The 11,881-nt window shown below is 59.2% G+C and carries 12 protein-coding genes and 1 pseudogene; 4 read left to right on the top strand and 9 right to left on the bottom strand.

The genetic code is table 11. From position 1 onward, the window contains the following. Positions 1-244: 244 nt before the first annotated feature. Both rpsI and rplM read right to left on the bottom strand, forming a co-directional pair. Positions 245-637: a 30S ribosomal protein S9 gene (gene rpsI, locus IQK56_RS16015; RefSeq protein WP_003216038.1), complete on the bottom strand. Its 393-nt coding sequence runs from the start codon at positions 635-637 to the stop codon at positions 245-247. Between the two features lie 14 nt (positions 638-651). Next, positions 652-1,080 (bottom strand): 50S ribosomal protein L13, encoded by a 429-nt coding sequence (gene rplM / locus IQK56_RS16020; RefSeq protein ID WP_003171742.1) that lies wholly within the window; start codon positions 1,078-1,080, stop codon positions 652-654. 249 nt (positions 1,081-1,329) lie between these two features. Here rplM and IQK56_RS16025 point away from each other — a divergent pair, with 249 nt between their 5' ends. Beyond that, positions 1,330-2,370, top strand: a complete 1,041-nt coding sequence (locus tag IQK56_RS16025; protein ID WP_193863133.1) for an NADP(H)-dependent aldo-keto reductase — start codon at positions 1,330-1,332, stop codon at positions 2,368-2,370. Positions 2,371-2,488: 118 nt separating this feature from the next. On the opposite strand, the gene IQK56_RS16030 is transcribed toward IQK56_RS16025, so the two are convergent. Then, positions 2,489-3,625: an acyl-CoA dehydrogenase family protein gene (locus tag IQK56_RS16030; protein WP_193862427.1), complete on the bottom strand. Its 1,137-nt coding sequence runs from the start codon at positions 3,623-3,625 to the stop codon at positions 2,489-2,491. A gap of 220 nt (positions 3,626-3,845) precedes the next feature. On the opposite strand from IQK56_RS16030, the gene IQK56_RS16035 reads away from it, so the two are divergent. Further along, positions 3,846-4,766: a GlxA family transcriptional regulator gene (locus IQK56_RS16035; RefSeq protein ID WP_177411598.1), complete on the top strand. Its 921-nt coding sequence runs from the start codon at positions 3,846-3,848 to the stop codon at positions 4,764-4,766. 261 nt (positions 4,767-5,027) lie between these two features. Further along, on the top strand, positions 5,028-5,276 hold the full coding sequence (locus IQK56_RS16040; protein WP_193862428.1) for a hypothetical protein: 249 nt from the start codon (positions 5,028-5,030) through the stop codon (positions 5,274-5,276). Between the two features lie 61 nt (positions 5,277-5,337). Here the strand turns inward: IQK56_RS16040 and zapE are convergent, their stop codons facing one another. The 3 genes from zapE to IQK56_RS16055 form a co-directional block, all read right to left on the bottom strand. Then, positions 5,338-6,432, bottom strand: coding sequence for a cell division protein ZapE (zapE, locus tag IQK56_RS16045; protein ID WP_122309597.1), 1,095 nt, complete (start codon positions 6,430-6,432; stop codon positions 5,338-5,340). Between the two features lie 79 nt (positions 6,433-6,511). After that, a complete protein-coding gene (locus IQK56_RS16050; RefSeq protein ID WP_193862429.1) occupies positions 6,512-7,867 on the bottom strand; it encodes a tryptophan--tRNA ligase in 1,356 nt (451 codons plus the stop codon). A 24-nt stretch (positions 7,868-7,891) separates the two neighbouring features. After that, positions 7,892-8,521 carry an alpha/beta hydrolase gene (locus IQK56_RS16055; protein ID WP_193862430.1) on the bottom strand — a complete coding sequence of 210 codons (630 nt, stop codon included), beginning with the start codon at positions 8,519-8,521 and terminating at the stop codon, positions 7,892-7,894. A gap of 147 nt (positions 8,522-8,668) precedes the next feature. Between IQK56_RS16055 and IQK56_RS16060 the strand changes: the two genes are divergently transcribed. After that, a complete protein-coding gene (locus IQK56_RS16060) occupies positions 8,669-9,106 on the top strand; it encodes a Z-ring associated ZapG family protein (RefSeq protein WP_003171734.1) in 438 nt (145 codons plus the stop codon). A 110-nt stretch (positions 9,107-9,216) separates the two neighbouring features. On the opposite strand, the gene IQK56_RS16065 is transcribed toward IQK56_RS16060, so the two are convergent. The 3 genes and pseudogenes from IQK56_RS16065 to IQK56_RS16075 form a co-directional block, all read right to left on the bottom strand. Then, a complete protein-coding gene (locus tag IQK56_RS16065) occupies positions 9,217-10,941 on the bottom strand; it encodes an ABC transporter ATP-binding protein/permease (protein WP_193862431.1) in 1,725 nt (574 codons plus the stop codon). Positions 10,942-11,041: 100 nt separating this feature from the next. Beyond that, positions 11,042-11,601: pseudogene (locus tag IQK56_RS16070) on the bottom strand (response regulator transcription factor). Beyond that, the coding region (locus IQK56_RS16075) for an ATP-binding protein (protein ID WP_246500237.1) at positions 11,594-11,881 on the bottom strand (288 nt) is incomplete at its 5' end. The pseudogene IQK56_RS16070 and the gene IQK56_RS16075, both read right to left, overlap by 8 nt.

Here is an 11,881-nt window from a genome sequence, read left to right on the forward strand (position 1 = left end):
TTGGCCTGTTAAATCAGGCGTCTACTAAGTGTTGAATCTTTACTTATAAAAATTTTGTCGGATGGTAATGAAAAGCCCCACGTATGACAAGGGAATTGCCCAGGACTCCGCCTCCAGGCCTTGTAGTATAGGGGGTCTACGGATGTGGCAAGTTGTCACGGCAAAAAATGTGGATAAATCGCAGGCAATAAAAAACGCCCAGCTCCGTGAGGAGGCTGGGCGTTTTTGTGGAACGTAAAGCGAATTAACGCTTCGAGTACTGCGGACGCTTACGCGCTTTACGCAGACCGACTTTCTTACGTTCAACTTCACGGGCATCGCGAGTAACGAAGCCAGCTTTGCGCAGAGCGCCACGCAGGGTTTCGTCGTACTGCATCAGAGCGCGAGTGATACCGTGGCGGATTGCGCCAGCTTGACCACTTACACCGCCACCGATAACGGTGACGTAGATGTCGAACTTCTCAACTGTCTCGGTCAGTTCCAGCGGCTGACGAACTACCATGCGGGCAGTTTCGCGACCGAAGAAATTTTCCAGAGTGCGGTTGTTGATCGAGATGTTACCAGTGCCCGGACGCAGGAAAACGCGTGCGGTTGCGGTTTTGCGACGGCCAGTGCCGTAATTTTGAGTCGCCGACATAATGAACTATTCCGTTAAAACTTCAGTTCTTGGGGCTGCTGAGCAGCATGAGGGTGTACAGCGCCCGCATAGACTTTCAGCTTGCGAAACATATCGCGACCCAGTGGGCCCTTAGGCAGCATACCTTTGACCGCGATTTCGATCGGGGCTTCAGGCTTCTTGGAGATCAGGCCTTCGAAGTTCGAAGACTTGATACCGCCTGGGAAACCGGAGTGACGGTAGTACATTTTGTCTTGCGCTTTGTTGCCGGTAACACGTACCTGCTCAGCGTTGATGATCACGATGTAGTCACCGGTATCAACGTGAGGGGTGTACTCAGGCTTGTGCTTGCCACGCAGACGGCTGGCGACTTCAGTGGCCAGACGACCCAGGGTCTGACCAGCGGCGTCGACGACAAACCAGTCGCGCTGAACTGTTTCCGGTTTTGCAGTAAAAGTTGTCATTCTTTAATAGCCTCAGGGGCCGCCCTGTAAATTAGACGGCGGATCTTACTGAATAGTGCGTACTTTGACAAGTCAAAGGCAGCCGGATACAGACGCTATCGGGGGCTCGGGTCGGCGCGTCCGTTCAACGGCAAGATTCTTCGGCAGGCGGCGCATCACTTCCACTGCAGAAAGAGGTGGGCAATTATGCAGATTGCGAAAAAAAAATTCAACCTGCTTTTATGATTGTTTTCCCCGAAGGAGTACCCGATGGATTATCGACAGCTGGGCCGTACGGATCTGAACGTGAGCGCGATAGCCTTGGGCACCATGACCTGGGGTGAGCAGAACAGCGAGGCAGAGGCCTTCGGGCAGATCGAACGGGCCAAGGCCGCGGGGATCAACTTCCTCGACACGGCAGAAATGTACCCGGTGCCGCCCAAGGCCGACACCTATGCCACCACCGAACGTTACATCGGCAATTACTTCAAAAGCCGTGGCGACCGCGCCGACTGGATCCTCGCCAGCAAGATCGCCGGCCCCGGCAACACCATCGACTACATCCGCGATGGTCACCTGCGCCACAACCGCAAGCACATTGTCGATGCCCTGGACGCCAGCCTCAAGCGCCTGCAGACCGACTGGATCGACCTCTACCAACTGCACTGGCCGGAGCGCAGCACCAACTTCTTCGGCCAATTGAGCTACAAGCACAAGGACGAAGACGACCTCACCCCACTGGAAGAAACCCTCGAAGCGCTGGACGAACAGGTGAAGGCCGGCAAGATCCGCCACATCGGCCTGTCCAACGAAACCCCGTGGGGCACCATGAAATTCCTCGCCCTGGCCGAAGCCCGTGGCTGGACCCGTGCAGTGTCGATCCAGAACCCCTACAACCTGCTCAACCGCAGCTTTGAAGTGGGCCTGGCGGAAGTCGCCATTCGTGAACAGTGCGGCCTGCTCGCCTACTCGCCCCTGGCGTTCGGCATGCTCAGCGGCAAATACGAAGGTGGCGCACGCCCGGCCAAGGCACGCCTGACCGAGTACAGCCGTTTCAGCCGCTACTTCAACCCGCAGTCGGAAGCCGCGTGCAGCCGTTACGTGGCATTGGCCCGGGAGCATGGCCTGGACCCGGCGCAGATGGCGCTGGCGTTTGTGACGCAGCAGCCGTTCGTGACCAGCAATATCATTGGCGCCACGTCCCTGGAGCAACTGGACAGCAACATCGCCAGTGCCGACCTTAAGCTGTCGAAAGAGGTGCTGGAAGGGATTGAGGCGATTCAGAAGGATCATCCGAATCCTGCGCCTTGATTGACAGTTAGACCGTCTTCGCGAGCAAGCCCGCTCCCAGACTTGACCGAGTTCGAACATGAGAATGCGGTCGAATGTGGGGCTTGCTCGCGAAGAGGCCCTCATCAACACCACACAATCAAAGCGCCCGCGCAATAATCTCCTTCATGATCTCATTGGTCCCCGCATAAATGCGCTGCACTCGCGCATCCGCCCAGGCCCGCGCAATCGGGTATTCCCACATGAAGCCGTAGCCGCCGTGCAACTGCACACACTCGTCGAGCACCTTGCATTGCAGGTCCGTGGCCCAATACTTGGCCATCGCCGCCGTAGGCACGTCGAGCTTGCCCTCCAGGTGCAGCGCCATGCACTTGTCGACGAACACACGGCCGATCTGAATCTCGGTGGCCATCTCCGCCAGCTTGAACCGCGTGTTCTGGAAGTCGGCAATCGCCTTGCCGAACGCTTTGCGCTCGCGGGTGTACTCCAAGGTCCATTGCAGCGCCGCCTCGGCTGACGACAGCGCGCCAATCGCCACGGTCAGGCGCTCCTGGGGCAACTCCTGCATCAAATACGCGAAGCCCATGCCCGCCTGACCCAACAGGTTTCCCTTGGGCACCCGCACGTCCTGGAAAAACAGCTCCGAGGTGTCCTGGGCCTTCATGCCCACCTTCTCCAGGCGCTTGCCCTTGGCGAAGCCCGGTGTATCGGCTTCCACCAGAAACAGGCTGGTGCCCTTCGCGCCAGCCTTGGGATCGGTCTTGGCCACGACGATCACCAGTTCGGCCAGATAGCCGTTGGTGATGAAGGTCTTGGAGCCGTTGATGACATACTCATCGCCGTCCAGCACGGCGCTGGTCTTGACCCCTTGCAGGTCGGACCCGGCACCCGGCTCAGTCATCGCAATGGCCGTGACCATCTCGCCCGCAATCAGCCTGGGCAGGTATTTGTGCTTCAGCGTCTCACTGCCGTAATGCAGGATATAAGGCGCGACGATGTCCGAATGCAGGGAAAAACCAATGCCGGTCAGGCCCAGCCGACTGATCTCCTCGATCACCACCGCACTGTAGAGAAAGTCCGCACCCAAGCCGCCATATTCTTCCGGCAGATGGGAACACAACATGCCCGCCTCTCCTGCCTTGCTCCACAGACTGCGGTCGACATATCCCTGTTTTTCCCATTGCCCGTGGAACGGCGCGGCGTCTTTTTCAAGGAAGGTGCGCACGCTGTCGCGGAAGAGTTCGTGTTCCGGGCTGAACAAAGTTCTGGGAATCATGGGTCACCTGCGGGGATTGTCGGACAAAGACCAGCCAACAGAGCCTATGCCGCGAAGACGTAACAGGACACTGGACACATGCGACAAAAAATAAGACGATCCAGCCGTCTGGTGACCACTTTCCCCTATAAGAATAAATGAAATTATGTCTAACCAAATCTCCACGCCCCTGCGGCGCGTCAGCATTTTGGCCATTGATCGGGTATTCGCTTCAACCCTCATGCAAGCCAAGGATTTCTTCCACCTCGCGAGCCTGCGTTACGGCAAACAGCAAGGCCTGGGCCTGACGCCGGCGTTCGAAACGCGCCTGGTCAGCCCCGACGGGCAATCGGTGCGCAGCTTCAGCGATGTGATCATGCCGGTAGACGGCGGCCTCGAAGACGCCGACATCATCGTGCTGCCGGCCTTCTGGGATGACTTCGACGCCCTCTGCACCCGCTACCCCCAAGTACTGCCGTGGCTGCGCGAACAACACGCACGCGGCGCCGTGCTCTGTGGTGAAGCCACCGGGGTGTTCTGGCTGGCCGAAGCCGGGCTGCTCGATGGCAAGGAGGCGACCACCTACTGGCGGTTCTTCAATGCCTTCAGCGAACGCTTCCCCAAGGTCCAGCTCAACCAGGACAAGCACCTCACCGACGCCGACAATCTGTATTGCGCCGGCGGCACGACCTCAGCGTGCGACCTTTACATCTATCTGATCGAACGCTTCTGCGGCGCCAACATCGCCCAGGCGGTGGCCCGCGACATTCTCTACGAAGTGCAACGCAACTATTCGCCGGGACGCATTGGTTTTGGCGGGCAGAAGCTGCACCAGGACGTGATCATCCTGCAGATCCAGCACTGGCTCGAAGAGCATTTTGCCGACAAGTTCCGCTTCGAAGACGTCGCTCGGGAACATGGCATGAGCATCCGCAACTTCATGCGCCGCTTCCAGACCGCCACCGGCGACAAGCCGCTGCACTACCTGCAGCGCCTGCGCATCGAGACGGCCAAGGGCTTGCTCTCGGGCAGCCGCAAGAGCATCAAGACCATCAGCTATGAGGTGGGTTACGACGATGCGAGTTTCTTTGCGCGGTTGTTCAGGCAGCACACGGAGTTGTCGCCGAACCAATACCGGCAACAATTCCAACAGGCCGCGTAGATACGGCCCCTGACTAGGCAAAGCGACCCTGCCATACCGCAATGGTGCAGGGTCGAACTGCCCCCCCCTGCCGCCTTAAGCAATGTCTGCCTGCGAGACCTCCAATTCCCACAGCTATACAGGACAAAGACGAACCCACTGCGCCCTGGGCGTCTGGCATTTTAAGCGAGGAAAAGTCGTCTATTTCTGCCGGACTGCGTTGCAGATCCTAAAGGGCTTTTTCTAAATCCATTTGGCTCAAACTAGGACGGAGACTCAATCATGTCATCCATAGGCAGCAGCTCTTTCAGCCCGGCTATGCAGGCGAACGAGACAGGCGCATGCGCATCAAAGGAAAATCAGGCTGAAGAGGTAAACAAAAAGCGGAAACAGGAGGAAGAGGAAGAGGAAGATAAAGATAAGCCGGTGACGACTTTTAGAGACGCGGACGGCGCGACCTACAAGATAGAGGATGGCCAAAAGCTCCTCATCGCAAAGGCGCCGACCGCTGAAGACCAGATCACTTTTTAACCAGCACCCAGAATAAAAAGGCCCGCAATCGCTGCGGGCCTTTTATAGGGATCACATCAGCTTACGGCTTATGCCCGCGCGACAGGAACTCGTGGGACTGCATCTCCAGCAAACGGCTCAACGTGCGTTGGAACTCGAAGTTCAAGCGTCCGCCGGTATACAGATCCTTGAGCTCGACTTCCGCCGAGATGATCAGCTTGACGTTACGGTCGTAGAACTCATCGACCATGTTGATAAAACGTCGCGCGATGTCGTCGGTGGTGACGCTCATCTGTTCTACGCCGCTCAAAATCACCGCATGGAAGATCTTGCCCAGTTCGATGTAGTCGTTCTGACTGCGCGGGCCGTCGCACAATTGGCGGAAGTCGAACCACGCCACGTCATCGCAGGTACGCAGCGCGATGATTTCGCGGTTCTCGATCATCAACTTGTCGTTTTCCACCGCCTGGGTGCATTCCGGCGTCAGCGCACGGAAGCTCTTGCGCAGGCTTTCGTGGGCGGCTTCGTTCAGCGGGAAGTGGAACAGTTCCGCTTGCTCCAGGTGACGCAGGCGGTAGTCGACGCCGCTGTCGACGTTGACGATTTCGGTGTTCTGCTTGATCAACGCAATGGCTGGCAGGAAGCGCGCACGTTGCAGGCCGTCCTTGTACAGGCCGTCGGGCACGATGTTCGACGTGGCGACCAGGGTCACGCCGTTCTTGAACAGTTCTTCCATCAGGGTGCCGAGGATCATGGCGTCGGTGATGTCGGAGACGAAGAATTCATCGAAACAGATCACCCGCGCTTCATCGGAGAAGCGTTTGGCGATGATGGTCAGCGGGTTTTTCTCGCCCGGTAGGGTCTTCATCTCTTCGTGCACACGCTTCATGAAGCGGTGGAAGTGCGTGCGGACCTTTTCCTTGAACGGCAGCGCTTCGAAGAAGGTGTCGACCAGGTAGGTCTTGCCGCGGCCCACACCGCCCCAGAAGTACAGGCCTTTGACCGGCGTGCGGTCTTTCTTGCCAAACAGCTTGCCGAGCATCCCTGGCTTGCTTTGCGAGGCCGCGACCAAGTCGTCGTACAGACGCTGCAAATGACGCACCGCCGTTTCCTGGGCCGCGTCATGGAAGAATTCAGGGCGTTTCAGATCAGCTTGATATCGTTCTAGGGGCGTCATAATTTCGTTAGCAAGGCAACAAAAACGGGCCGTCACTGTAACGACGGCCCCGGTTAATGGCAATCAACCCTTGGTCGGGTCAATCCTCGATGGGGGTCAACGCAATGCGCAATGCTTGAATAGCAGCGTCGCGGGTCGCGCTGTCGGCGAACTGAGCGCTGTCGGCCACTGCCGCACCGTCCAGCCAGACGCTGAAACCCAGGGCCTCCGGGCGCACGTCCAGCATCACGCCGCTTTGCAATTGCTTGGTCACCGCGCCAGCGGCTTTACCGTCGGCAAAGTTGCGCGACAGCAACAGCTGCTCGCCATCGGCCGCCAACAGGCGGAAGCGGAAGCTGCCGTCTTCTTCGCGAAAGCTCACGAAGCGTGCGGCTTTTGCGGCTTTCTTTCTGGTGCTGACCGGAGCAGCAGCCTGCTCGACGAACGAACGCAAGCCCACCGCCTCACGCAACTCGGCGAGGAACGGCGCCGCTACGGCGCGGGCTTTCTTGGCACCGACCAGCAGCAGGTCTTCCATGTCCGAAGGGCGCGACATCAGTTGATGGTAGCGCTCGCGGGCTTCACCCAATTGACCGTCCAACAGTTGGAACAGACGGCTCTTGGCCTCGCCCCAGCCCAGGCCTTGCAACAGCTCGCCGCGGAATTCTTCTTCCTGGGCCTTGGTCGCGAATGCCTGGTACAAGGTGAACAGGTGCGAATTGTCCGGGTCCTTGGCTACGCCTGGCGCGCGCGAGTCGGTGACGATCCGCGAGATGGCGTCTTTCATGTCCTTGGCGCTGGTGAACAACGGGATGGTGTTGTCGTAGCTCTTGGACATCTTGCGGCCGTCCAGGCCCGGCAAGGTGGCGACGCTTTCTTCGATCAGCGCCTCGGGCATGGTGAAGAATTCTTTGCCATTGCCGAACAGGTGGTTGAAACGCTGGCCGATGTCGCGGGCCATTTCCACATGCTGGATCTGGTCACGGCCGACCGGCACTTTGTGAGCGTTGAACATCAGGATGTCCGCCGCCATCAGTACCGGGTAGCTGTACAGGCCCATGGTGATGCCCGCATCCGGGTCTTCGCCGGTTTCCACGTTCTTGTCCACCGAGGCCTTGTAGGCGTGGGCGCGGTTGAGCAGGCCCTTGGCGGCTACGCAGGTCAGCAGCCAGGTCAGCTCGGGGATTTCCGGGATATCGGACTGGCGGTAAAACGTCACCCGGTTCACATCCAGGCCACCGGCCAGCCAGGTCGCGGCGATTTCCATACGCGAGCGCTGGATGCGCTGCGGGTCATCGCATTTGATCAGGGCGTGGTAGTCGGCCAGGAAGTAGAAGGAATCGGCATTGGCGTCCTGGCTGGCAAGGATCGCCGGGCGGATCGCACCGGCGTAGTTGCCCAGGTGCGGCGTGCCGGTGGTGGTGATGCCGGTGAGGATACGGGTACGCGTCGTCATGGGTAATCGCTTATCAGACTGCTATCAATTCGAGAGGCGCGGCAGCACCAGATCCTTGAGATCGGTGAGCTTGCCATGAAAAAAGTGTCCGCATTCTGCCACTTTCAGAAGCGTATGGGGGCGATTCAGGGCGGCGGACCAGTCGTAGACGGTCTGCGGGTCGACCACTTCGTCGGTTTCCGGCTGGATCACGGTCAACGGGCAGCCCTGGGGCAGCACATCGGTATCACGCAGGCGCATCACGGCGGCGGCGACCATGAACAGATGAGCGAGTTTTTCGCCCTTGGCTTCCAGGCGACCACCGAGGCTGGCGGCCACATAACCACCGAAGGAAAAACCAAGCAACGTCATCGGCAGGTCGGGGTGCTTTTCCCGCAGCCAGGTGGCGGCCGCTTCGGCATCGTCGACTTCGCCGGTGCTCATGTCGTGGGTACCGGCACTCGCGCCGACGCCACGGTAATTGAAACGCAAAGTAATCAAACCCGCATCGCGGGCGGTGCGCTGCAGGGTCGAAACGACTTTATTGAGCATGGTCCCGCCCTGCACCGGGTTAGGGTGGCAGATCAGCGCCAGGCCACGTGGCTCGGGGTGATCCAGGTACAGGGCTTCCAATTGGCCTACCGGGCCATCGATCAAAACGGGGGTTTCACGCATGAGCAAGGAATGAACTCCGTGACCTCTCAAAGGGTCGACTCGTCTAGCTAAAAGTCTGTGCATGGCATCATTGCGAGCTTAATCGCGGTATACAGCGCAGGTTTGAGCCGTTAACGTAAAGCAAAGCCGTTTATAGAGGAAGGACTCGTGGAACACTCGCTCTTAGTTTGGTTGTTGCCGACTCTTGCCCTGGTTGCCGGTGTCGCCATTGGATTCCTGGTTGCTCGCTTGCTGCCGAATGCCGCGCCTAACCGCACGCAGCGTCAGTTGGATGACATTCAGGAACGTTTTGACAGTTATCAGAACGAGGTTGTTACCCACTTCAACAGCACCGCAACCCTGGTCAAGAAGCTCACTCAGAGCTATCAGGAAGTACAGGATCACCTCGCCGATGGCGCTAACCGCCTGGCCCTCGACGACATCACCCGCCAGCGTCTGCTGGCCGCGTTGCATTCCGATGCACCGCAAACTCCACGGGAACGCCTGACCCCACCCCGGGAAAACCAGGAGCCACCACGGGACTACGCGCCAAAAACGCCGAACGCCCCAGGGATGTTGGATGAGCATTACGGCTTGAAGAAGTAAGTTATTTCCAAGCAATAAAAAGCCCGGTTGATCGATGATCAGCCGGGCTTTTTTGTGGGAACTCACTCTCCAGATCACTGAGCCCCCTCCCACATTGACCGAGTCTGGTCTCAAGCCAAGGATTGTTCCTGAAGCAGTCCACCCTCGATCCGCACATGCCGCCCATGGAAACGCTTGAGGCTGCTGCGATGCCCCACGCTGACGATGCTCAGCCCCGGCAACTGATCGATCAACGCCTGGTACAACGTCGCTTCATCCTCTTCGTCCATGGCCGACGTGGCTTCGTCCATGTAAAGCCACTGCGGTGCGAACAACAGTGCGCGGGCGAAGGCCAGGCGTTGCTGTTCGCCCGGCGAGAGCATGCGCTGCCAATGGTTGGCTTCGTCCAGGCGTGAGACGAGATGCGGCAGGCGGCAGGTCTCCAGGACCTGTGCATAACGTTCTGCCGGATAGGCGCCGTCCGCCTGTGGATAACTCAACACCGCCTTCAACGTGCCAATCGGCAGATAAGGCTTTTGCGGCAGAAACAGGTAACGCTCGGCCGGCAATCGAATGCTGCCGTGGCCGTTAGGCCACAGGTTACCCATGGCCCGTAGCAGGGTGGACTTACCGCTGCCGGAGCGACCACTGAGCATCAGGCGCTCGCCCTGCGCTACGCAGAGATTGGCGCCTTGCAGTAAGTGACGACCGTCAGCCAGGTCCAGGTTGAGGTTGCTCACCTGCAAATCCGCACCCTGTTGCTGCAATGCGATGCCCATGGCGCGGGTTTCGTTTTCTTCCATGGCCTGGCCGAAGCTCAGCAGGCGGTCACAGATGGCACGCCAACTGGCGAGCACGGTGTAGGCGTCGACAAACCAGCTCAGGCTGCCCTGCACACTGCCAAATGCCTGGGCCACCTGCATCAATACACCCAGTTCGATCTTGCCGGCGAAGTAGCGCGGCGCCGCGACCACAAAGGGAAAGATAATCGCGATCTGGGAATAACCGCTGGTGAAAAAACTCAGGCGCTTCTTGACCTGCATGATGCTCCAGAAGTTGCTCCACACCCGCCCGAACCGCGCACTCAGTTGCTGGTGTTCATTGGGTTCGCCATTGAACAGCGCGATGCTTTCGGCATTCTCCCGCACCCGCACCAGGCTGAAACGCAAGTCGGCTTCGAAGCGTTGCTGGCGGTTGCTCAGCCCGATCAACTTTCGACCGATCAAGTGCGTCAGCCAACTGCCGACCACCGCATACACCAGCGCGGCCCAGAACATGTAGCCCGGAATAGTGATGCCCCACACCTCGATGCTGCCGGACACCCCCCACAGAATCACCGAGAACGACACCAGGGTCACCAGGTTACTGACAAAGCCCAACCCCAGAGTAAGCGTACCGTTGGTAAACGCGTTGAGGTCTTCGGAGATCCGCTGGTCAGGGTTATCGGTATAGCCGCCGTATTCCAGGTGGTAGTAGTTCTTGTGGCTCAGCCACCGGGCGAAATAGGTTTCCGTCAGCCAGCGCCGCCAGCGGATGGTGAGCATTTGCTGCAAATAAGAGGTGAACACACCGGTCACAATCGCCACCACGGCGATCACGCTGAAGTACATCAGCAGGTGGGTGAAGGCGTCGTAGTCTTTGTGTTCGAGGGCGTTGTAGAAGTCGCGGTTCCAGCTGTTGAACCACACCGACACCGCCACGCTGAACAGCGACAGGCCCAATACGACCAGCAACAGCAGCCAGGCCTGGCCCTTCTCTTCACTGCGCCAGTAAGGGGTGATCAGCCGCCACACCCTGGGTAGGAATTGCCCGCGCACAGCATCGTTGACCGCAGAGTACTCAGCGTTCTGATTCATGGTTCAGGCTCGGTAGGAAAGAGGAGACAGGCGTTTGAACCGATCATAGTTGATCGGTTCAGGGCTCCGTGCGGCCTGAAGCGGGTTGTTCAGCCTAGGTTCAGCGTCGTACCGGACGCTTCTGCAGTTTGCGTTGCAAGGTGCGGCGGTGCATGCCCAACGCACGGGCAGTCGCGGAGATGTTGCCTTCGTGCTCGGTCAACACGCGCTGGATATGCTCCCACTGCAAACGGTCCACCGACATCGGGTTTTCCGGCACCAGGGTGTCGAGGTCGGCGTGCTCGGACAGCAGCGCCGCCAGCACATCATCCGCGTCCGCCGGTTTGCACAGGTAGTTGCAGGCGCCGCGCTTGATAGCCTCGACGGCAGTGGCGATGCTGGAGTAGCCGGTGAGGATCACCACGCGCATTTCCGGGTCGAGTTCCAGCAGCTTGGGCAGCAGCACCAGGCCGGAGTCGCCGTCCATTTTCAGGTCGAGCGCGGCGTAGTCCGGCAGGTCGCCTGGGCGATGGCCAGGCCTTCTTCGGCGGAGCCTGCGGTGCTCACGCGGAATCCACGACGGCTCATGGCGCGCGCCATCACGCGGGTAAAGGTGGCGTCGTCATCTACCAGCAGCAGGTGCGGCAGTTCTTCGCCTTCGACTTGGATCTCGTCACTCATCGATATCTCCTCGTGCGACACGGGGCAGGCGCAGCTCGGTGAGCGTGCCACCTTCCTCATGACTATAGAGCTTCACTGAGCCGCCCGCGCGGGTCACGCTGGCCTTGCTCAAAAACAGGCCGAGGCCGAAGCCTTTGCCCTTGGTGGTAAAGAAGGGTTTGCCGATTTGCTCGGCAATGGCCAGCGGCACGCCCGCGCCGTGGTCACGAATGCTGATGGTCACGTTGTCCGCGTCCCAGTCCAGCTGCACGCCCAGGCCTTCCGGGCAGGCGTCGGCGGC

This window comes from Pseudomonas cyclaminis, from assembly GCF_015163715.1.
In the GTDB taxonomy this organism is placed as follows: Bacteria; Pseudomonadota; Gammaproteobacteria; order Pseudomonadales; family Pseudomonadaceae; genus Aquipseudomonas; species Aquipseudomonas cyclaminis.